The organism is Flavobacterium sp. DSP2-3-1 (assembly GCF_049896865.1).
Lineage (GTDB): Bacteria > Bacteroidota > Bacteroidia > Flavobacteriales > Flavobacteriaceae > Flavobacterium.
This window is the reverse complement of record NZ_JAFCVD010000005.1, coordinates 43,368-66,309: the sequence shown is the minus strand read 5'-3', so window position 1 is coordinate 66,309 and position 22,942 is coordinate 43,368. Positions and strand designations below refer to the sequence as shown.

Annotated in this window: 20 protein-coding genes; 9 read left to right on the top strand and 11 right to left on the bottom strand. The window is 34.4% G+C overall.

Going from position 1 to position 22,942, the window contains the following annotated elements; genetic code table 11:
• Nucleotide 1 precedes the first annotated feature (1 nt).
• The 3 genes from ACP7AT_RS07255 (at nt 2) to ACP7AT_RS07245 (ending at nt 2,885) form a co-directional block, all read left to right on the top strand.
• Complete coding sequence (locus ACP7AT_RS07255) at nt 2–2,167, top strand: endonuclease MutS2 (protein ID WP_426063676.1); 2,166 nt, start codon at nt 2–4, stop codon at nt 2,165–2,167.
• 94 nt (nt 2,168–2,261) lie between these two features.
• Nucleotides 2,262–2,678 carry a thiol-disulfide oxidoreductase DCC family protein gene (locus ACP7AT_RS07250; RefSeq protein WP_426063675.1) on the top strand — a complete coding sequence of 139 codons (417 nt, stop codon included), beginning with the start codon at nt 2,262–2,264 and terminating at the stop codon, nt 2,676–2,678.
• Between the two features lie 78 nt (nt 2,679–2,756).
• Nucleotides 2,757–2,885 (top strand): hypothetical protein, encoded by a 129-nt coding sequence (locus ACP7AT_RS07245; RefSeq protein ID WP_426063674.1) that lies wholly within the window; start codon nt 2,757–2,759, stop codon nt 2,883–2,885.
• A 64-nt stretch (nt 2,886–2,949) separates the two neighbouring features.
• Here ACP7AT_RS07245 and ettA read toward each other — a convergent pair whose 3' ends face one another.
• The 3 genes from ettA to holA form a co-directional block, all read right to left on the bottom strand.
• Nucleotides 2,950–4,644, bottom strand: a complete 1,695-nt coding sequence (gene ettA / locus ACP7AT_RS07240; RefSeq protein ID WP_426063673.1) for an energy-dependent translational throttle protein EttA — start codon at nt 4,642–4,644, stop codon at nt 2,950–2,952.
• 62 nt (nt 4,645–4,706) lie between these two features.
• Entirely contained in the window at nt 4,707–4,889 is a 183-nt protein-coding gene (locus ACP7AT_RS07235) for a CAL67264 family membrane protein (protein ID WP_417960094.1), read from the bottom strand.
• A gap of 62 nt (nt 4,890–4,951) precedes the next feature.
• A complete protein-coding gene (gene holA, locus ACP7AT_RS07230) occupies nt 4,952–5,956 on the bottom strand; it encodes a DNA polymerase III subunit delta (protein ID WP_426063672.1) in 1,005 nt (334 codons plus the stop codon).
• 49 nt (nt 5,957–6,005) lie between these two features.
• Here holA and ACP7AT_RS07225 point away from each other — a divergent pair, with 49 nt between their 5' ends.
• Genes ACP7AT_RS07225 through ACP7AT_RS07215 form a run of 3 tightly spaced genes read left to right on the top strand, consistent with a single transcriptional unit; the run spans nt 6,006 to nt 8,363 of the window.
• Nucleotides 6,006–6,461 (top strand): type I restriction enzyme HsdR N-terminal domain-containing protein, encoded by a 456-nt coding sequence (locus ACP7AT_RS07225; protein WP_426063671.1) that lies wholly within the window; start codon nt 6,006–6,008, stop codon nt 6,459–6,461.
• An 11-nt stretch (nt 6,462–6,472) separates the two neighbouring features.
• On the top strand, nt 6,473–7,477 hold the full coding sequence (locus ACP7AT_RS07220) for a glycosyltransferase family 2 protein (protein ID WP_426063832.1): 1,005 nt from the start codon (nt 6,473–6,475) through the stop codon (nt 7,475–7,477).
• Nucleotides 7,478–7,529: 52 nt separating this feature from the next.
• Complete coding sequence (locus tag ACP7AT_RS07215) at nt 7,530–8,363, top strand: OmpA family protein (protein ID WP_426063670.1); 834 nt, start codon at nt 7,530–7,532, stop codon at nt 8,361–8,363.
• Nucleotides 8,364–8,642: 279 nt separating this feature from the next.
• Here the strand turns inward: ACP7AT_RS07215 and ACP7AT_RS07210 are convergent, their stop codons facing one another.
• The 3 genes from ACP7AT_RS07210 to ACP7AT_RS07200 form a co-directional block, all read right to left on the bottom strand.
• Nucleotides 8,643–9,263 (bottom strand): L-threonylcarbamoyladenylate synthase, encoded by a 621-nt coding sequence (locus ACP7AT_RS07210; RefSeq protein WP_426063669.1) that lies wholly within the window; start codon nt 9,261–9,263, stop codon nt 8,643–8,645.
• A gap of 84 nt (nt 9,264–9,347) precedes the next feature.
• A complete protein-coding gene (locus ACP7AT_RS07205) occupies nt 9,348–11,681 on the bottom strand; it encodes an ATP-dependent helicase (protein WP_426063668.1) in 2,334 nt (777 codons plus the stop codon).
• 185 nt (nt 11,682–11,866) lie between these two features.
• The gene (locus ACP7AT_RS07200; RefSeq protein ID WP_426063831.1) at nt 11,867–12,634 is read right to left on the bottom strand and encodes a sulfite exporter TauE/SafE family protein; all 768 of its coding nucleotides are present in this window, start codon (nt 12,632–12,634) and stop codon (nt 11,867–11,869) included.
• 130 nt (nt 12,635–12,764) lie between these two features.
• Here ACP7AT_RS07200 and ACP7AT_RS07195 point away from each other — a divergent pair, with 130 nt between their 5' ends.
• The gene (locus ACP7AT_RS07195) at nt 12,765–13,286 is read left to right on the top strand and encodes a hypothetical protein (protein ID WP_426063667.1); all 522 of its coding nucleotides are present in this window, start codon (nt 12,765–12,767) and stop codon (nt 13,284–13,286) included.
• A gap of 100 nt (nt 13,287–13,386) precedes the next feature.
• Here ACP7AT_RS07195 and ACP7AT_RS07190 read toward each other — a convergent pair whose 3' ends face one another.
• Entirely contained in the window at nt 13,387–15,450 is a 2,064-nt protein-coding gene (locus ACP7AT_RS07190; protein WP_426063666.1) for a M1 family metallopeptidase, read from the bottom strand.
• 103 nt (nt 15,451–15,553) lie between these two features.
• Here ACP7AT_RS07190 and ACP7AT_RS07185 point away from each other — a divergent pair, with 103 nt between their 5' ends.
• On the top strand, nt 15,554–16,291 hold the full coding sequence (locus tag ACP7AT_RS07185) for a diphthine--ammonia ligase (RefSeq protein ID WP_426063665.1): 738 nt from the start codon (nt 15,554–15,556) through the stop codon (nt 16,289–16,291).
• Nucleotides 16,292–16,358: 67 nt separating this feature from the next.
• Here the strand turns inward: ACP7AT_RS07185 and ACP7AT_RS07180 are convergent, their stop codons facing one another.
• The 4 genes from ACP7AT_RS07180 to bla all read right to left on the bottom strand — a co-directional run bounded on the left by ACP7AT_RS07180 (nt 16,359) and on the right by bla (nt 20,147).
• Complete coding sequence (locus tag ACP7AT_RS07180) at nt 16,359–17,843, bottom strand: aminopeptidase P N-terminal domain-containing protein (RefSeq protein ID WP_426063664.1); 1,485 nt, start codon at nt 17,841–17,843, stop codon at nt 16,359–16,361.
• 249 nt (nt 17,844–18,092) lie between these two features.
• Nucleotides 18,093–18,515, bottom strand: a complete 423-nt coding sequence (locus ACP7AT_RS07175) for a hypothetical protein (protein ID WP_426063663.1) — start codon at nt 18,513–18,515, stop codon at nt 18,093–18,095.
• Between the two features lie 204 nt (nt 18,516–18,719).
• A complete protein-coding gene (locus ACP7AT_RS07170) occupies nt 18,720–19,265 on the bottom strand; it encodes a DUF1697 domain-containing protein (protein WP_426063662.1) in 546 nt (181 codons plus the stop codon).
• A 129-nt stretch (nt 19,266–19,394) separates the two neighbouring features.
• A complete protein-coding gene (gene bla / locus ACP7AT_RS07165; protein ID WP_426063661.1) occupies nt 19,395–20,147 on the bottom strand; it encodes a BlaB/IND/MUS family subclass B1 metallo-beta-lactamase in 753 nt (250 codons plus the stop codon).
• Nucleotides 20,148–20,389: 242 nt separating this feature from the next.
• Here bla and recG point away from each other — a divergent pair, with 242 nt between their 5' ends.
• Complete coding sequence (gene recG / locus ACP7AT_RS07160) at nt 20,390–22,495, top strand: ATP-dependent DNA helicase RecG (RefSeq protein ID WP_426063660.1); 2,106 nt, start codon at nt 20,390–20,392, stop codon at nt 22,493–22,495.
• The last annotated feature ends 447 nt before the right edge of the window (nt 22,496–22,942 follow it).

The following is a 22,942-nucleotide window of genomic DNA, read 5'->3' as shown; positions in this document are numbered from 1 at the left end:
AATGATATCCATCACCGAAAAAACATTACAAGATTTACAATTTCCTACAGTACTCGAAACCATTTCTACCATTTGCAACACTGATATTGGAAAACAAAAAGCTTTCGAAATAACCCCTTTTAAAGATAAGGAAACGTTAATGCAAGCATTAATGCAAACATCAGAGTATGTTTCGTCTTTTCAAAATAACAATGCCATTCCCAATCACGGTTTTGACGCCATCACGCACGAGATAAAATTTCTTGCAATAGAGGATAGTTTTTTAGAAGTGGGCAGTTTTCGAAAGATTGCAACTATTTCTTCAACGGTAAATTTCCTTTTGACTTTTTTGAGAAAATTCGAGGATTATTATCCAAATTTAAATGCGAGGGCGAACCAAGTCGAACTTACTAAAGAAATCATCACGATGGTCGACGAAGTAGTTGATAAATATGGTGAAATAAAAGACAATGCGTCGCCGGATTTACTGAATATCCGCAGAAATATGAATGCGGTTCGAGGCAAAGTCAATCAAAGTTTCGGATCTGCGTTGACGCAATACGCTGCTTTGGGATATTTAGATGACATTAAAGAAAGTTTTGTACAAAACAGACGTGTTCTCGCTGTTATGGCAATGTACCGTCGTAAAGTAAAAGGTTCTATTTTGGGTAGTTCTAAGACTGGAAGTATTGCCTATATTGAACCTGAAGCTACCTTACAATATTCTCGTGAGTTGAGTAATTTAGAATATGAAGAAAAAGAAGAAATCACCCGGATTTTAAAACAGCTGTCCAATTACATTCGTCCTTTTTTACCGTTATTGATTCAATATCAGGATTTCTTGAGTGATATTGATGTAATCGCTGCCAAAGCAAAATACGCCAACAGAATTAACGGAATTTTGCCAACAATTACCGAGGAACGTCGTGTTTATTTTAGAGATGCGTACCATCCTATTTTATATTTGAATAACAAACAGAAAAACGAAATAACACATCCGCAGACTATTGAACTCAGTCAGGAAAGCAGAATTATTGTAATTTCCGGACCCAACGCAGGAGGAAAAACAATCTCTTTGAAAACCGTTGGATTGTTGCAACTGATGCTGCAATCTGGGATGTTAATTCCAGTTCATGAACGAAGTGAAACGTTTTTATTCGATAGAATTTTAACAGATATTGGAGACAATCAATCTATTGAAAATCATTTAAGTACTTATAGTTACCGACTAAAGAACATGAACTACTTCTTAAAGAAGTGCAATAGAAAAACCATGTTCCTGATTGATGAATTTGGTACCGGTTCTGATCCAGAATTAGGAGGTGCTTTAGCCGAAATTTTCTTAGAAGAGTTTTATCACCGAGAAGCTTTTGGGATTATTACCACTCATTATTCAAACTTAAAAATTCTGGCCAATGAATTGCCTTTTGCCACCAATGCGAATATGCTTTTTGATGAAAAATCATTAGAACCCATGTATAAATTGGCAATGGGTCAAGCGGGAAGTTCCTTTACTTTTGAAGTCGCTTTAAAAAACGGAATTCCATTTAGTTTAATAAATCGAGCCAAAAAGAAAATTGAAGTTGGAAAAGTACGTTTTGATAAAACGATTGCCACACTTCAAAAAGAGCGTTCAAAGATGGAAAAAACATCACAAAACCTCAAAGAAGAAGAAACAAAAGCACGCGAAGAGGGCAAGAAGATGGAGACTATCAATGTAAAAATAAAACAAAAACTGGAAAGTTATCAGGAATTATATGACAGCAACCAGAAAACAATATACATCGGTCAAAAAATTGAAGACATTTCGGAGAAATATTTTAATAATAAAAACAAGAAAGAGTTGCTTGGTGAATTTTTGAAAATTATCGAAATAGAAAATTCAAAACGCAAAAAAGCAACCGTTAAAGAAACTAAAGCACTGACAGAAAAGAAAAAAGAAGTAATTGAAGAAATAACAGTTCAGGTTGAGGAAATTAGAAAAGAAAAGAAAGAGAAGAAATTAAAAGTAGTAATTGAAAAACCAAAACCAGTTCTAAAATTAGGCGATCGCGTAAGAATGTTTGATGGAAAAGCGGTGGGAACGATTGATGCTATCGAAAAAAATAAAGCAACTGTAAATTATGGTGTATTTACTTCAAAAGTGAGTATGGAAGCGCTGGAGTTTGTAGAAGCCGGGAAGAAATAAAAAGTATTTAGTTTGCAGTTTTCAGTCTCGTCTCACGTTTTGTCATTTCGACGAAGGAGAAATATCTATCCGGTTGAATTATAAAGTTTAAATTATGCTCAATATTCCTAAAGACAAAAAAATCATCCTCTTTGACGGCGTTTGCAACCTGTGTGATTCAGCAGTGCAGATGATAATTAAGCATGATATAAAAGATATTTTTCGGTTTGTAGCTTTACAATCTGATTTGGGTCAAAAAATCATCCAACATTTGGGAATTGATATTCAAAAAACAGACAGTATTATCCTGTATCACCCTGGTTTTGCTTACTACTTAAAATCAGAAGCTGCTTTAGAAATTGCTAGAAATTTGGGAGGAATATTTTATTTTGCGACACTGTTTACGATATTACCCACTTCTTTTAACAACTATATTTACGATTATGTCGCTAAAAACCGCTACAAATGGTATGGGAAAAAAGAAGCTTGTCTGATTCCCACCAAAGAAATCCAAGCCAAGTTTTTAGAATAAAATAATAATCATGATAATTATCATACCTTTTATTTTGCAGGAATTATAAATTTGGATAATCTTAAAACTTAATTAATCATGAAAGACACTACACTTTTTTCTTGGGATAACGGAACTATTATAATGGTTGTTGTATTTGGGTTAGTAATCATAGGACTGGTTGCAGCAGTTTTAATTATGATGAACTCTGATAAAAAAATCAAATAACAGCATAAAAAAAGAGGATGTCTTTATGGGACATCCTCTGGCTGATAAATCTATAATTAGATGACTAACTTCTAATTAATTTTCTGTATTTCAATCTTTTTGGTGTTAAATCACCACCCAAGCGTTTTTTCTTATTCTCTTCATATTCCGAAAATCCACCTTCAAAATAGTATACTTCAGAGTTCCCTTCGAAAGCCAGAATGTGTGTACAAATTCTGTCCAAGAACCATCTGTCGTGAGAAATTACTACCGCACAGCCGGCGAAATTCTCCAGACCTTCTTCTAATGCACGAAGTGTATTGATATCCAAATCATTCGTTGGCTCATCCAATAACAATACGTTTCCTTCTTCTTTCAAAGTCATTGCAAGGTGCAAACGGTTGCGTTCCCCACCGGAAAGCATGGACACTTTTTTGTTTTGTTCTCCACCACCAAAATTAAATCGGGATAAATAAGCTCTTGAATTTACTTGCTTTCCGCCCATCATAATCAATTCCTGACCGTCAGCAAAGTTTTCCCAAATCGATTTTTCCGGATTTATATTCGAGTGTGCTTGATCAACATAAGCGATTTTTACGGTATCCCCAATTGAGAATTCTCCTGAATCTGGCTTTTCTTCTCCCATTATCATTTTGAAAATTGTTGATTTACCGGCACCATTTGGCCCAATAATTCCAACAATTCCAGCTTGTGGCAGCGTGAAATTTAAATTATCATACAACAATTTATCTCCAAATGCTTTAGCAACATTTTTGGCTTCAATTACATTCGTTCCTAAACGTGGCCCATTTGGAATGTATATTTCCAGATTTTCATCCAATTGTTTTTGATCTTCATTCAGTAATTTATCGTAGTTCTGCAAACGCGCTTTTTGCTTTGTTTGACGCCCTTTGGCACCTTGACGAACCCAGTCCAACTCACGCTCTAAATTCTTTCTGCGCTTAGAAGCCGTTTTCTCTTCCAATGCCATACGACTTGATTTTTGGTCCAACCAAGAAGAATAATTCCCTTTCCAAGGAATTCCTTCACCTCTGTCTAATTCCAAAATCCAACCGGCAACATTATCCAAAAAATATCTATCGTGCGTTACAGCTATTACTGTTCCCGCGTATTGTGCTAAATGTTGTTCTAACCAAAGGACACTTTCAGCATCCAAGTGATTCGTTGGCTCATCCAGAAGCAAAACGTCTGGTTGTTGCAACAATAAGCGACATAAAGCTACACGACGACGCTCTCCACCTGATAAATTCTTGATTGGCGTGTCTCCTTCCGGGGTACGCAAAGCATCCATTGCGATTTCCAGTTTGGTATCAATTTCCCAAGCGCCCAATGCATCTATTTTATCTTGTAAAAGCGCTTGACGATCCATCAATTGCTCCATTTTATCAGCATTTTCATAGACTTCCGGCAAACCAAAACTATCATTGATTTTATTGAATTCATCTAAAACTGCCATAGTTTCGGCAACGCCCTCTCTTACAATTTCGATAACTGTTTTGCTATCATCTAAAATAGGTTCCTGTTCTAAATAACCTACTGTATAACCCGGCGCAAAAACTACGTCACCTTGGTAGTTTTTGTCTACACCGGCTATAATTTTTAATAAGGAAGATTTTCCAGAACCATTTAAACCCAAAATACCAATCTTAGCTCCATAAAAGAAACTTAAATAGATGTTTTTAAGGACTGGTTTATCTGCTCCTTGATACGTTTTACTCAATTTTGACATTGAGAATATCACTTTTTTATCGTCTGCCATTTTTTTAATTTAAAATTATTTCTATTCTGCCATTAAGGCTCTTTTCTCAATTTGTAAACCTTCTAGACTCTTCCTTTCAGAGAACTAAAAACCCAAGCGTTAGCCAAAAAACCCACACCCACTGCAGCGAATCCCCATCCTGCTACGTCATCATATCTAAATGCACCTAATGCAATCAGTAATAAACCCATTACAATCATAATCAAAGTTGCCCAACCTAAAATAGTATTTTTATTCATTGACATAGTCCTGGTATTTATTTTTAAATCACTAATTTTTGGAATACAAATATCGGAAATTTTGCCTTTTAATTGAATATTTTATAAAGCATTTCTCTTAATAAATCTGATTGTGACATGGCACTGGCTCCAACCCCTTTACTTTTTACATCAATATCTCTCAAAGCCCCAACAATCTGACTCACTTTCTTCATCGGATAATTCTTCAAAGCTACATCATATTCTTTCAAAAAGAAAGGATTAACACCTATGACCGCCGCCACATTCTTGGGGTTTTTATCTTTTAACCCATGATATTTTAATAATTGAATAAAAAATCCAAAAACTAGACTTGTCGTTACCACCATTGGATTGTCTTTTGGATTTTGGGCAAAGTTTTCAGCAATCGTGTACGCTTTTAACTGGTTGCGTTCACCAAGTGCTTTTCGTAATTCAAACACGTTAAAATCTTTACTAAAACCTATATTTTCTTCAATATCTTTTGGAGTTATCGTACTTCCTATCGGCAAGATGATTTGCAATTTCTCTAATTCATTGTTTATTTTACTCAAATCTGTCCCTAAAAATTCAACTAACATTGCATTTGCTTTAGGCTCAATTGAATATTTTTTGCCTGATAAAACACGTTTAATCCACTCTCCTACTTGGTTTTCATATAGTTTCTTACTCTCATAAACAACACCGTTTTTTGCCAATAACTTCGTTACTTTTTTACGTTTATCCAATGTTTTGTATTTGTAGCAAAAAACTAAAACGGTTGAAGGCATAGGATTATCAGCATAACTTTCCAGCTTATCGATGGTTCGGATTAAATCCTGTGCTTCTTTGACAATAACCACTTGACGATCTGCCATCATCGGATAACGCTTAGCCGTGGAAATAATATCTTCCATAGACACATCTCTTCCATATAAAACGGTTTGGTTGAAACCTTTTTCCTCTTCAGATAAAACTTTTTTCTCAATATAATCCGATAGTTTGTCAATATAATACGGTTCTTCTCCCATCAAAAAATAGATGGGTTTGATGTTGCCACTTTTTATATCATTTACAATTTTTAATACTTCGTCCATATTATCTATTCTCTTTTAATCTATTATCTAAAAGTCTTACTTTTGCTTCATGCGAAAACTCAATTTTCAACTTTATCACTTTCGGTTCAAAAATAGCGAAAATAAAGTTTCCATTTTTGATGCAATCAGGAAAAAATTCATCATTCTTACCCCTGAAGAATGGGTTAGACAACATGTTGTCCAATTTTTATTGGAAGAAAAAAAGTATCCGCACTCCTTGATTAATGTAGAAAAAGTATTAAAAGTCAACGGATTGCGCAAAAGATACGATGTCGTGGTTTACAGTCCGGATGGTTCAATTTTCATTTTGATAGAATGTAAAGCACCCGAAATAAAAATTGCACAAGCCACCTTTGACCAAATTGCCCGTTATAATATGACAATGAAGTCCCAATTTTTGATGGTGACCAATGGTTTGAATCATTACTTTTGCCAAATGGATTTTGAGAATGAAAAATATCATTTTCTGGAAGAATTACCCAATTACAAACTAAATAGTCTATAAAACAAAACCTCATAATGAGAATAGCAGTTGTCATACTTAATTGGAACGGAATATTATTATTGGAAAAATTTTTGCCGTCGGTTGTACAATATTCTCCGGAAGCTGTAATTTATGTTGCTGATAATGCTTCTACTGATGATTCTATTTCTTTTCTCAAAACTTTTTTTCCGTCGGTAACAATTATCAAAAATGACAGTAATCTTGGTTTCGCCAGTGGCTACAATGAAGCATTAAAACAGGTTGACGCAGATATTTATGCTTTAGTGAATTCTGATATAGAAGTAACAGAGCATTGGTTGCAACCCATTCTTGAAACTTTCGAAAATGAATCTAAAACGGCTATTATCCAACCTAAAATATTAGATTATAAACGCAAAGAATATTTTGAATATGCAGGCGCTGCCGGCGGATTTATTGATCAATACGGATATCCTTTTTGTCGGGGTCGAATTTTTGATGCTTTAGAAAAAGACAACGGACAATATGATGACACACGAGAGATATTTTGGGCATCAGGAGCATGTTTTTTTATTCGAAGCTCTGTTTATAAAGCATTAAAAGGTTTTGACGATGATTTTTTTGCGCATCAAGAAGAAATTGATTTGTGTTGGCGTGCGATTAACAAAGGATATAAAATAAAATACATTTCAAGATCTGTGGTATATCATGTAGGCGGTGCCACTTTGCAGCAAGGCCACCCAACTAAAACGTATTTAAATTTTAGAAATTCATTACTGATGTTAACCAAAAACCTTCCAAAAGAAAAATTATATTCGATACTTTTAGTCAGAATGATTTTGGACGGAATTGCAGGAATTCAATTTTTAACACAGGGAAAGTTCAAGCATTTTTGGGCAATATTGAAAGCTCATGGTGCTTTTTACACCCTTTTTTCGATTAATTATAGTAAGAGAAATGAGTTTCAACATCCAACATATTATACTGTCAATAGTATCATTTACTTGTACTTTATTAGAAAAATAAACGTTTTTAACGATTTATTTAGAATCAAATGAATTTTAAAAAGCTAGATTTGTAACTAACCCTTTATCTAAATTTAAACAATCTATGAAAAAAATCGTAATTGCCTTATCAGTAATAGCCCTTTTAACTTCTTGTGTTTCTAAAAAGAAATACACGGATTTAGAAACTAGAAATAAAGAAACCCAAGATTTATTAAATACTGCAACTGTAAAATTAAATTCTTGCTTAGAAGAAAAAGCAGGTTTTGCAGCAACAGTGGCTGCTTTAAAAGAACAAAATCAAGGTTTAATTAGTGTTTCAAAAGACATGACGGTACTGTCGACTAAAGGTGCTCAAAATATTGAAAAAGCATTAGAATCTATCAAAGAGAAAGATTTAAAAATAAGTAGAATGCAAGATGCTCTAACTAAAAAAGATAGCGTAACACTTGCATTAGTTACCAGCTTGAAAAGTTCAGTAGGAATATCTGATCCGGATATCGAAATAAATGTGGAAAAAGGTGTCGTTTTCATCTCCATTGCAGACAAATTATTGTTTAAAAGCGGAAGCTACGAAGTGACGGACAGAGCTAAAATGGTTTTGGCGAAAGTTGCAAAAGTAGTCAATGACAAACCTGATTTCGAATGTATGGTAGAAGGACACACTGATAACGTTCCTTACAACGGCTCAGGTGTTTTATTAGACAACTGGGATTTAAGTGTAAAACGTTCTACTTCTATTATCCGTGTATTAACAAATCAATTGGGTGTTAAACCAGAGCAATTAATTGCTGCAGGAAGAAGTTCTTATATTCCTTTAGTGGCGAATGATTCTGCTGAAAACAGATCTCGTAACAGAAGAACTCGTATTGTAGTTTTACCTAAAATTGATCAATTCTATGAAATGATTGAAAAAGAAATGAAAAAACAAAGACCGTAATTTGTTTTAATTATCAAAAAGTAAACGCCTCAAAATTGGGGCGTTTTTTTTATGATTTATTTTTAGGTGGTAAACTGTTTTTCAAAAACTGATTTGGTGTAAAAACAAAAAAAGCAGGCCAATTGACCTGCCTTAATGTATCCTCAATTGTTTTTTAATAACCAATTAAATATAATCAAGAATAACATGCTATTATATTGTAATTAAAGAAATTGTTATTTATTGGTAAATATAAAGTTTTATAATAGATACGCAAATATTTTGCCAAAGATTTGAATTTTATAAAATATCTAAACTTCCTTTACCTTCTCTTACTACAATTGGCTCATCACCTGATAAGTCGATAATGGTAGAACCTACATTATTACCGTAACCTCCATCAATAACCAAATCAACCAGATTTTGCCATTTCTCAAAAATAAGTTCCGGATCAGTAGTATATTCTATCACATCATCTTCATCGTGAATTGAGGTAGAAACAATAGGATTTCCAAGCAACTTTACAATTTCTAAAGCAATCGCATTATCAGGAACTCTAATTCCGACAGTCGTTTTCTTCTTAAATTCTTTAGGTAAGTTATTATTTCCCGGCAAAATAAAGGTATATGGTCCTGGTAAAGCTCTTTTTAAGATTTTAAAAGTAGCAGTGTCTATTTGTCTTACATAATCAGAGATATTACTTAAATCATGGCAAATGAAAGAAAAATTAGCTTTATCGAGCTTCACTCCTTTTATCTTCGCAATGCGTTCCAAAGCTTTCGTGTTTGTAATATCACAACCCAAACCGTAAACGGTATCCGTTGGATAAATCACTAAACCACCTTCTTTTAAAACCTTAACCACTTTAGCGATTGCGGCTTCATTAGGTTTGTCTTCGTATATTTTTATAAACTGAGCCATTTTTTTTTAGTTTAAAGTTTAAAATGTTTAAGATTTGAAGTTTTATTAACTGAAAACTTTAAAACTTAAACTTGAAACAAATTTTTATCCGATAATATCCAATTTTGCAAAACGCAACAGTAATTTTTTTATTCCGCCAACTTCAAATTTGATTTCGGCTTTTTTATCTGCTCCGACGCCATCAAGGTTTAAAACTTCCCCTTTTCCAAATCGTTCGTGCATAACTATATTTCCGGCAACCAGTTTATTATCAAATAAATTAGCATTTCCTGAAGCAGCATTGTTGCTAACAGGTTTTAATTTACGAATATTTATATCTGATTTGGGTTCGTTATCAGAAACATATTTGGGCGGTGTTCCGTTAGCTGGTTTTGCCAGACGCAATTTAGACTTATCCACATCTCCAAATATATCACTGTCAATCATAGGTTTGTACCTGTAATTATTTTCAGGAGGTGTCATGTATTCCAGATATTGACTGTCGATTTCCTCAATAAAACGCGAAGGTTCACTGTCTGTCAATTTTCCCCAACGGTATCGTGACTGAGCATAAGTAAGATACGCTTGATGCTCCGCACGGGTCAAAGCTACATAAAACAAACGACGTTCTTCTTCGAGTTCACTTCTCGTGCTCATACTCATGGCGCTCGGAAACAAATCTTCTTCCATTCCCACCACAAAAACATGAGGAAACTCTAATCCTTTTGCCAAGTGAATCGTCATCAGCGCAACACGATCTTCATCACTGGTATCTTTGTCTAAATCGGTCGCCAAAGCCACATCCTCCATAAATTCTGATAAGGCGCCACGGGCTCCATCCACTTCTTTTTGGCCATCCGTGAAATCTTTGATTCCGTTTAGTAATTCCTCAATATTTTGAATTTTCGCCATTCCCTCGGGAGTAGCATCTTTTTTTAATTCCTGAATCAATCCTGTTTTTTTGGCAACATGATCAGCCAGATAAAACGCATCCTGATTTTCATTTATAGCCTGAAAACTCTGAATCATTGTAACAAAATCGAGTAGTTTTTGCTTGGTTCCTGAATTCAGTTTTAAGTCAATTCGTTCTATGTTTTGCATGACTTCAAACATTGAACGCTTGTAATGGTTCGCTGCGATGGTCAGTTTTTCGATAGTTGTATTCCCAATTCCACGTGCCGGATAATTAATCACCCGAACTAAAGCTTCTTCATCTTTTGGATTGATAACCAATCGTAAATAGCACAAAACATCCTTTACTTCTTTCCTTTGGTAAAATGAAAGTCCTCCATAAATACGGTACGGAATGTCTCTTTTTCTCAGCGCATCTTCCATCGCACGGGATTGTGCATTGGTACGGTACAAAATAGCAAAAGCGCCGTTAGGTAACTGATTTTGCATTTTTTGTTCCCAAATGGTGCTCGCCACAAAACGACCTTCTTCGTTGTCTGTTAAACTGCGGTGGACTTTTATTTTTGGACCAAAATCATTCGCGGTCCAAACGATTTTGTCCAGCTTAACTTTATTTTTATCAATAATTGTGTTTGCTGCTTCAACAATATTTTTTGTGGAACGGTAATTTTGTTCCAATCTGAACGTTTTTACACCTTCATAATCTTTCTGAAAATTCAGTATATTGTTGATGTTTGCACCACGAAACGCATAAATACTTTGCGCATCATCCCCTACCACACAGATATTCTGAAATTTATCAGATAAAGCTCTTACAATTAAATACTGCGAGTGATTGGTATCTTGGTACTCATCTACCAAAATATAACGAAAACGATTTTGATATTTGGCCAGAACTTCTGGAAAACGAGTCAGTAATTCGTTGGTTTTTAATAATAAATCATCAAAATCCATAGCGCCTGCTTTGAAACATCGGTCGACATAATTTTGATAAATTTCTCCCATACGAGGCTTTTTAGACATCGCATCCGCTTCTTGTAGATCCGGATTATTAAAATAGGCTTTTACGGTAATCAAACTGTTTTTAAAATTTGAAATTCGGCTTAAAACCTGTTTCGGTTTGTACACATCGCGGTCCAATTGCATTTCTTTGATAATCCCGGAAATAGCACGAAGCGAATCCTGAGAATCATATATGGTAAAGTTGGAAGGATATCCAAGATGTTCGGCTTCCGAGCGTAAAATTCGAGCAAAAACCGAGTGAAATGTTCCCATCCAAAGATTTTTTGCTTCACCGGCACCTACGATATCCGAGATACGTTTTTTCATTTCTCGGGCCGCTTTGTTGGTAAAAGTAAGCGATAAGATACTGAACGCATCAATACCCTGACTCATCAAATAAGCAATTCTAATTGTCAACACCCGCGTTTTACCGGAACCAGCACCCGCAATAATTATCATGGGTCCATCTTTTTGAAGAACGGGTTCGCGTTGGGCTTCATTAAGTTGATCGATATATTTGTGCATGGAAGTTTTTATAGTTTTATATGCAAAAATAAGCATTAAAGATGTAAAAGTGTAATTTTATATGAAGCTAAAAAACCATTCTTTGTTTGTTGAACCAGATAAGGAATATAAGTTCATGTAAGTGCTTTTTCGACTGAAGTGTCGTTAAATAATAGACACAATTTAACTTGTAACCTATTAAAAAATTATTTAAAAAATACATCGTACGCAAAGCGGATTAAGGTCCCTACAACCACGACCAGAAAGAAAATCCGAATAAAACTATTTCCTTTGTTAATGGCTAGTTTTGCACCTATCCAACCGCCAAGAGCATTGCTGGCAGCCATGGGTAATGCTATTGCCCAAATGATTTTTCCTTTTAAAATAAACAAACAAATAGAACCGAAATTTGTCGCCAGATTCACCATTTTGGCATTTGCGGAAGCGTGCAGAAAATCGAAACCCATGATGGCAATAAAAGCCACGACTAAAAAACTTCCGGTTCCCGGACCGATAAATCCATCGTACAAACCAACTACAAAGCTTATTCCGATAGCATTCCAAATTTGGGTTCTAGGTGGATGATTTTTTTCTATGTGTTGTCCAAAATTTTTCTTCGCATAGGTGTAAATCACTAAAAATGAAAGAACAACCAACAATAACGGTTTCATGAAATCGTTGCTGACGTACGTCAACAAAGTAGATCCCAAAAATGCCGATGGAAATGCCAAAAGCATCATAATCGACAATAGTTTCCAGTTCATATCTACCTTTTTCAGATATTGATATGCCGCAAAAGAAGTACCACTAAAAGCAGGAACTTTCAAGGTTCCAATTACGGTTGAAACAGGAAGATTTGGCAATAAAATCAATCCCATAGGCGTTTGTATCAATCCGCCTCCACCAACAATTGCGTCAATAAATCCTGCAGCAAAGGCCGCTAAACAAAGAAAAACCAGAACATAAGTCTCCATTATGATATTCAATTTTAAATAGTGCTGTTACGAATGGCAAAAATACTATTCGGTTTGATTTATTGCTATCAAATAGAAATTGTTTTATACTCAAAAAAGTATATTTTTGTTCTTTTAATTTTAAATCAAAATGGATTCAACAAAAATTATAGAAATTCTGGCGTACACTATACCTTCACTAATTACTGGTGGAGTGGCTTATTATTTATTTAACTCTTATTTTAAAGATCAACAAAATACAAGACGCTGGTTGTTGCAGAAAGAGGCTCAAAAAGATGCTTTGCCGCTGCGTTTACAAGCCTATGAACGCATGGTTTTATTTATGGAACGCATCAATCCTACTAAATTATTGATTAGGATTGCACCTATTTCTAACGATAAAAACGATTACGAAAACCTGATAATAGCACAAATCGAACAGGAATTTGAACACAATTTAACGCAGCAAATATACATGTCTGATGAATGCTGGACGATTATTGTCACAGCAAAAAACAGTACCATTCAAATGATTCGAAAAGCCAATAGGAGTGAAAGTGTAAATAGTGCTGATAAATTACGTGAAGTACTTCTGAACGATTTGATGGAAAAACAATCTCCTAGCAATGCGGCTTTGGCGTATATCAAAAACGAAGTGAGTCAAATGTGGTAAACATACATCGATACAAAAAACTAAAATTCACTAGTTTCTACAAGAATAATCTTTTGAAAATAGTGAATTAGCGGTTTTTAAATCCTTATTGATTTAAAACTTATTCCTTCAACAACCGATTCAACTGAAATTGTTCGGCTTCATTTAAATCTGGAACGATTCTTTCCAAAGAAGCTCTCATTTCCGGATTTTTCAATAGTTTTCGAATATTATCTCTACCAAATTTAGTGAATTGCCACATGTGATGCGTGGTGGCATTTACCAGATTTTTCAAAACAGCATCATTTGTTATATTGAAAGCAAACAATTTCTCCAACGCATTTTGTCTGGTATTCGCTTCATAATCAATTGATGAATACTGTATTAATTCGGTTTCGAAAACTTGTCTATCAAAAGCATAATCCGGCGTTGACAAAGCCAATGTCAGCCATAACGTCCTTAAATTATAGTCATTGAAACCCATCCAGGTTTTTGATTTTTCCAAATAATGAATGCGTTGCTCTGGAAAATTATTCCATAAATTATACAGCGCAAGTTCTTGTGTCTGATACGATTTGTCCTCTAATAAAGTTTCATATTGAGTTCTGAAACTTTCTGGAATTTCATTCATTGCTGCGGCGACTGCTTGGCGTAATTGTACATTATTAGTTTCTAAAGCTAAAATAAAAAGATTCTTTTTATCTTCCCATTTTTCATTTTTCAATTGATTTAGAATCGCTTCTTTTACCGAAAAATAAACGTCAGATTGCATTGTTTGTTCAAGAAATTCCTTTTTCTCTGACAACGGTTTGTTTTTTAATTTATCGACTTCAAACAGCGTATGAATTGCTTTATTTTTAAGTAATAAACTATTAGCTTGTTGCGTATTAAAAATAGTTGATTCAAGCCATACTTTACTAAAATTATCTAAATCATAATCTGATACTTTTCTGATTTCAGCAAAGAAATCTTGTGTATTCACATTCTGAAACAAATGTTTTTTTAAATAGTTTTTTACCGCTTTTTTAAACGCCTTATCACCTATTTCTTCGTGTAAAACAAAAAGTGCCCAAGCACCTTTTTGATAAAAAGTCAACGAACTCGCTTTAGCATTCAAAACAGGAATGGTATCCGTTCGGGAAGCATATTTCAGTTGTTGCGCCGACTCGTATAATTTCGAATAAAAATAATCTTCTCCATAAATTTCCTTTTCGGCCAGTAACGCATAATAGGTTGCGAAACCTTCCTGCAGCCAGTGATGCTTACTACTTTCGGCAGTGACTAAATTCCCAAACCACTGATGCGCTAATTCATGCGCATTGACATTTGTGTAACTTCTGTCCTCAAAACCGGTAGAATCGACCACATAACGCGTGTTGAAAAGCGTTGCTGATGTATTTTCCATTCCGGCGTACAAGAAATCCCGAACGGGCGCTTGTTTGTAAATTCCCCAAGGAAACTTTACTCCAATTTCCTTTTCTAAAAAATCAAATATCTTTTTAGAATCGCGATAGGTTGGTTCAAATTTGGCTACATCTTTTGGTTTCAAATACATTTCTAAAGGAATTCCCGACTTTGATTTCTGGCTATTTTTTTCAAATTTTCCGATGGCAAGCATCAATAAATAGGAACTCATTGGTTTTTGCATTTGGTATTGCCAAACCGAAAGTCCATCAAGTCCGGATTTAAACTTCAACGTTCCATTTGAAATTACCTGATACTCATTATTACATACAATATTCAAATTGAAAACCACTTTTTCATTAACATCATCAAAACTCGGAAACCAATAACTGGTATATTTTCCCTGTCCCTGCGTCCAGATTTGTAAATTATCATTGACTATCAAACCCACGAAATACATCGTTTGCTTTGGCTTAGCCGAATACTGAAAAGTTAAGTTGTTTTTCCCTTTTTTAAACGGAAAAATAATTTGTAATTCTTTCTGATTATTGATATAATTAATCGATTTTCCATTCAGTTTCAAATCAGAAAATTCCATGTTTTGAGCGTCGATTTTAATGGTATCAGTGGATTTCAAAACGTCAAAATCATAATCAACATCTCCAGAAACTGTTTTTTCAATTGGATTTATGACAATTTTTCCCAGAACCGATTTAAAATCAACAAATTGGGTTTGTTGGGCAAATGTGAACGTGGAAATAAAAAACAATAGGTATTTCATTATTAGGGTATTTAATCCTGCGATTTTCAAAGTTACAAAGGTTTCCTAAACTAATCCGACAAATTATGTAAGTTTACCTTCAAAAATTCAGAAGAACAGTACATTGAAAAAGAAAGCCTTATTTAACTGGAGCAGCGGCAAAGATTCTGCACTGGCTTTGTATAAAACACTTCAAAATCCCGAAATTGAAATTGAGTGTTTGTTAACCAGCGTAAACCAACAATATCAGCGTGTTTCTATGCATGGTGTCAGAGTTGAATTATTGCAACAACAAGCCGAAAATATCGGGTTACCACTTGAAATTATGCAAATTCCTGAAATGCCTACCATGGAAGTATATGAAAATGTGCTGGGCGAAACATTGGCTAAACTAAAAAACCAAGGCGTTACCCATTCTATTTTTGGCGATATCTTTCTGGTAGATTTACGTAAATACCGGGAGGATAAATTAGCCGAATTAGGTTTCGAAGGCGTTTTCCCGCTGTGGAAAGTCCCAACTCACGAACTCATTCAGGAATTTATCAGTTTAGGTTTTAAAACAATTGTGGTTTGTGTAAATGAACGGTTTTTAGATAAAAGCTTCGTTGGTCGCGTTATTGACCAGGATTTCATCAACGATTTACCTGAAAATGTAGATGTTTGTGGCGAAAATGGTGAATTTCACACCTTCACTTTTGACGGTCCTATTTTCTCCAAACCTATAGATTTTGAAATTGGAGAAATCGTGTACCGAAAATACGAGAAACCAAAAAAAGAGGATTTATCAAATACCGCCAGCGATACGAGTTCATCTGATGCCTTTGATTATGGATTTTGGTATTGTGATTTGGTTGAAAAATAATTTAAACAAAAAACTCCGAAGTCATAAGACAACGGAGTTTCATTTTTATAGAATCTGAAACAAATTACTAATCTAAACTTGGTACAAAAAAAGTATCCAAAACGCTTTTTTCATTCATCAGGGCTTCAATTTCATTTGATTTCCTTGGAGCTTCCCCAGATAAATTTACAGGTCCATTTGTATTAATCAAAATATCATCTTCAATTCGCACCGCAATTCCCCACCATTTTTTATCACAATCACTACCATTTGGAATGTAAATTCCCGGTTCAACAGTAACAACCATATCAGCTTCAAAAGCTTTATATAAACCCGGATCGTGAACATCTAACCCAATGTGATGTGAAGTTCCGTGCGGAAAATATTTTCGAGATTCTTGTTCTGTTTTTACAATTCCTAATTTCACCAAACCAGCACTTATTATTTTACGTGCCGCAACATCCGGCGCATTGAAACTATTTCCAATTTTTGCAGCGGCAATTCCTGCTTCTTGCGCTTCATAAACTAAATCATAAATCAGTTTTTGCTCGGTAGAGAATTTTCCGTTAGCAGGAATCGTTCGGGTTACATCAGCAGTGTAGCCATGATATTCAGCACCTAAATCCATTAAAACCAAATTATTTTCGACTTTCATTTTGCTGTTTTCAATATAATGCAATACGCAACCGTTGTTTCCAGCGCCTACAATTGACGGATAACCCTCAAACTCGCTGCCATACTTTTTGTAAACAAATTCATGAATACCCTGAATTTCCGTTTCAGACATTCCAGGATGCATTGCTTTCATGATTTCACGTTGTCCCATTGCCGAAATCCGAACGGCTTTAGTCAACAAAACCAACTCTTCTTTGGATTTTTTCTCACGCAAACTTGCCATGTTAGTCAAAATCAATTTGGTATTTATCACAGCTTTTTTTGAAGTGATGCTTTTTTTAGAATTAATTTCGTTTTGCACATTCGAATCCATTTGAGACTTCACTTTTTCGTTGTAGCCAATTTGGGATTTAAACGCTCCAATTAACTTGTATAAATCAGCTTTCTCATTTTTCGAATTTCTGATATCTTCTTCAAATTCCTTAAAGAAAACAGTGTCAAAACTGGCATAATCAATCCCAGAATTTAAAAACGCTGTTCCATTCAAAGCATTTTCAAAACCTAACTCTTTTTTGGCACCTTCTGTTCCTAAACGTACTCCTGTCCATTGCTCTGCTTTTGGATTTTTTTCCTGAACATAAAACAATTCATTGAATGATTTCCCGTCTTTATTGGTTTGATTGTTCGAAAAAATTACCAGAATTGAATTAGGTTCTTTGTATCCTGTTAAATAATAAAAATCTGGATCTTGATGGTAGATAAAATCCACATCATTGGCTCGGTTCCGAATGGGATTACTAAAAAACACCGTAACACTATTCTCAGGCATTTTGGCACGTAAAGCTTCTCTTTTTTCTTTATGAAATTGAGCAGATAAGTAATCGTTTGGATTTCCGTTTTGTGCTATGGAAACACAGACAAAAAAGGCAGTAAAAACAAAAGAAAGTTTTAAATTCATAGCGATATACTTTAGAGTTTTGCAAAATAAATACAAGATTTTGACGGCGTTAATTAATACGTAAATATAATTTTTTTGTACGAACCAACTACAATTTTTATCCAAAGACTGATTTAGTAATACGCTTAAAATAGAAAAAGAGTATTAAAAGTTTTTCAACTTCTAAGTACTCTTTAGCAAAAGTGCATCATAATCCTAAAATTAACCAAAACTAAACCTTATGAAAATGTTGTAATAAGCACTTATACTTTACTTTTTATATGTTAATCCCGGACCATCACAAAGATTCCAAGTGCTCAACAAGGAATTATTGGAAGTTAAAAACAATACTTCTTTTTGATTTCCGAAACAGCTGCCAATAATTTCGTTGTAATTTGGATAAGTTAGTTCAAAAGATATTCCGTCCGATTGTTTTGTAGTTGCGTAAGTTCCTGAAAGTGTTGTTTTAACCGAATTTGCTTCTCTGGCTTTTGTAAATGTCCCATTGGTATTGAAAAAATAAAATTCTTGCCAAGCCATTGCAGTGCCTGTAACTTCAGAATTAGGTGTAGATCCTGACATTGCAACCAAATTCCATTTTCCGTGATAACCAGAATTATTTATTGTCACTGTTTGCTTTGAACAGGAATTAAAAACGGTAAGGAAAACAACGAGAATGATTTGGTTTTTCATACATCAGATTTTACAGATAATATGAAGATGATTCTTTTTGCAAAAGGTTGCGTCAAATCATATATTTTTTTTTAAGATAAAAAATAGTCTGTCAATCATCTTTATTTTACAATAAAAAAAACGCTAATTCGCAAATTTAAGCTGGACGATACCATTTATAATTAGCGAATTAGCGGTCAAAAGTGACTAAAAGTCATCATTTCATTACCTTTCTTGATATATTTTTAGCAACTGTGTTACCGTATTCCAATTGCGAATTGTTGCGGTAACATTTAGTTTCTTCTCGATGTATTTTTGGTCGAATCGCGTTTTTCCGGCGCCAACAGCATATTTTATAAAAATTCTACTGGCATCAATACTGGCTTCATCCGGTTTGAATTGGCTAATTTTCAAATCATTCATACTGGTGCTTTGCAACGTGGTCGAAATAAAAGCCACGTATAGCTTCTTAGTATCAATATCTTTTTCCTTCAAGAAAGGATTGTTCTTGAAACACGCTTCTAAATCTGCGGAACTAATAACCACAATCGGCACTTCATGACCAAAAGCCTTGAAAATTTCCTGCTTTATTTTGAAGCCAACAGCCGCAGGATTTTCCTCCTCCGTATCCACAAAAACATTTCCGGATTGAATGTACGTTTGCACATTTTGAAAACCAATGGCTTCCAAAGTCGTTTTTAGCGCCTCCATTTTTATCATACTGTGACCGGAAACATTGATGCCACGAAGTAATGCGAGATGAGTTGTCATTTTTTAAGCTTTTTTATTTTTGCGAAGATATTGTGTTTAGAAAGAAATTTTTAGATTTAATTAAATCAGGAAAATTTGTCTATAAATCCAAAAAAAAATCAGAAATCAAGAAACGTTGGATAGATGACTTTATTTTTTATGTTTATTTTTCTTTTCATTCTTTCGCAATAAATTTAAAGTATGCTCTAAGGAATATATACTTGACCATTCATGGTGTCCTGTAATTATGAACTTAGGTTTATTAAATTTAGTTTGAACTCGTTTAATTGTATTTGGCCATTCTGTAACATTTGCTTCTTCTACATATTCTAAATCTTTAGCATCAATGCTTTTTACTAAGCAACCACTATAAAGAATTTTCTGTTTCTCAAACCAAATTACAATGTTATCTTTTGTATGTCCTTCGCCAGCATAATAGGTTTCAAATTTAAAGTCTCCTACATTAAAGACGGTATCTTTTTCAATCAAGAATTCGGCTCTTGGTCTTTCATTTTCTATCGAAATATCATCGGTTTGCTTAGTTGTATAGGTTTTTATTCCAAGTTGTTTATAGAAGTCAAGTCCGGAAGTTCTATCTTCATGAGAATGCGTAGCAACTGCCAAAACTATCTTTTTATGATGTTTTGCTTCAATCGTGTCTAGTAGCGACTGAAAAGGAAATGTATCCCATGGAGAATCAAAAAGGATGACACCTTCAGGAGTTACAACATACATGGCATTTGCATCTTGCTTTTTGGTTCCAAACATTTTATACGTAGTGTACACGTAAAAATCACCTGTAATTTGTGTTATTTTCAATTCATTGTTTACTGTTTGTCCATAAGAAATATTAGAAGAAAATAATAAAAATAAGATCAATACAAGTAGTAAAATAGGTTTCATATTTGATTTTTTCAATTTAATTATTTACATGGAGAAAATTATCTTCGATTATTAAATATGTTGCAACAATTCCCCAAATATACCAATTTTCTTATGCCGTTTTCAAATTATCTAATTCCTTTATTTCATCATTTCCAAATTTCCAAACAAAAAACTATCTTCGCTCCATCAAATTAAAAATCCGTTTTAATCAGCGTTTTTGCTTTTGCAAATCCGTTTTATCCGTGTCCAAAAAAATCTAAATGCAAAACCTCCTACTCACTCCAATCGAATACTTGAAAGGCGTTGGTCCCAATCGGGGCGAATTGCTGCGTAAGGAATTGGGAATTTATAAGTATGTGGATTTGGTTAATTTTTTTCCAAACAGATACATTGACAGAACACGGTATTATAAAATTAATGAACTACAGAATAATATAGCCGAAGTTCAGATTATCGGTAAAATCATCAATATCAAAACCGTTGAATTTGGCAGAAACCAAAAACGATTGGTAGCAACTTTTGTGGATGATACGGGTCAAATGGAACTCGTTTGGTTTCAAGGTCACAAATGGATTCGGGAGAGTTTAAAGCTCAACGAAATTTGTGTGATTTTTGGGAAATGTACGTCTTTTGGAAATGCGTTCAATATGGCGCATCCGGAAATTGAATTGATGAGCGAGCATGAAAAAAGTCTGCGTTCGGCGATGCAACCCGTTTATCCTTCGACAGAAACCTTGACGAATCGCGGGATTTCAAACCGAGTAATTAATAAACTAATGCAGCAATTGTTTCTGGAAACGCAAGCGTTATTCACAGAAACTTTGCCGGATTATTTAATCAACGAATTGAAGCTGATTCCTAAAAAAGCGGCTTTATTCAACATTCATTTTCCAAAAAGCGCAGACGTTTTGGCGAAAGCCAAATTCCGATTAATATTCGAAGAATTGTTCTTTATCCAATTGCAATTAATAACGAAGAACCTGATCAGAAAACATAAAATAAAAGGACATCCGTTTACCACAGTAGGCGAAAATTTCAATGATTTCTATCAGAATCATTTGCCTTTTCAACTGACAAATGCCCAAAAAAGAGTTATCAAAGAAATACGCACTGATATGGGCAGCAACGCCCAAATGAACCGATTGCTGCAAGGTGATGTAGGATCCGGGAAAACAATTGTGGCTTTTATGAGCATGCTTTTGGCGCTTGATAATGGGTTCCAAGCCTGCTTGATGGCGCCCACGGAAATATTGGCAAACCAGCATTTTGTTGGCTTATCTGAATTAGCCGAAACTTTAAATATAAATATCAGAATCCTAACGGGTTCCACCAAAATAGCACAACGCAGAATTATCCATGAAGAACTGGAAAACGGCACGTTAAACATCCTTATCGGAACCCATGCTTTACTGGAAGATAAAGTAAAATTTAAGAATTTAGGACTGGCCGTAATTGATGAACAACACCGTTTTGGAGTAGAACAACGCTCTAAATTGTGGAAGAAAAATGTGATTCCGCCACACGTTTTGGTGATGACCGCCACGCCTATTCCCAGAACCTTGGCGATGAGTTTGTATGGTGATTTAGACATTTCAGTTATTGATGAACTGCCTCCGGGAAGAAAGCCAATTCAGACGGTTCATCGTTTTGACAGCAACAGATTGAAGGTTTGGAAATTCCTTCGCGACGAAATCGCTTTAGGAAGACAAATTTATATTGTGTATCCGTTGATTCAGGAATCGGAAAAAATGGATTTCAAGGATTTAATGGACGGTTATGAGAGTGTTTCCAGAGATTTTCCGTTGCCGCAATATTCTATTTCCATTCTTCACGGTAAGATGAAACCAGCCGATAAAGATGCCGAAATGAAACGTTTTTCAGAAGGAAAAACCAATATTATGGTTGCAACAACCGTAATTGAAGTCGGCGTGAATGTCCCTAACGCCAGTGTGATGATTATCGAAAGTGCGGAACGTTTTGGATTATCGCAACTGCATCAGCTTCGCGGTCGTGTGGGTCGTGGCGCGGAGCAAAGCTATTGCATCCTGATGACGAGCCATAAACTGAGTTCCGACAGTAAAACCAGAATGGAAACGATGGTACAAACAAACGATGGTTTTGAAATTGCCGAAGTAGATTTGAAGCTCCGTGGTCCTGGAGATCTAATGGGAACCCAACAAAGTGGCGTTTTAAATCTTCAAATTGCCGACTTAGTTCGTGACAGAGATACTTTGGCTTTAGCCAGAAATTATGCTTTGAAATTACTAAAGGAAGATTCAGGGATGCAAAAACCCGAACATGCTGCTTTGAGAGCCGTTTTTATTGAAATGACCAAAAAGAAAAATATTTGGAATTATATTAGTTAGATTAATTTGCGGTAAGCATTTTTTAACATAATAAGAAATGTAAGTTCATTTAAAAAATTGATATACTGTAATTTACAATTCCTAATTCATCTTTCAAATTTTAATTAAAACGATGTCAATCGACCCTTTGTTTATTTTATTTATTTTTGCAATTACTCATATGATAGTAGTCAAATTTATAAAAACTTAAATTTCTTAAATATTTTAAAAAGATGTTGCTGAACTTTTATCTCATAAAACATCTTTTTTTAGATTCTTAATTAAACCATTACTGTTTTTAGAAGTCTAAAAATTCAAATTATAGTGGGTTTTGTGAATTTGTATGTGCAGCATTAATCAATTGTTAATATTTGTATGTACAAACGTTAAATAAAAATTAACAAGATCATAATTCCCGTTTCTAAAACCTAAATTTGTTTTTTAACTAAAATTACTGAAACCTAATCC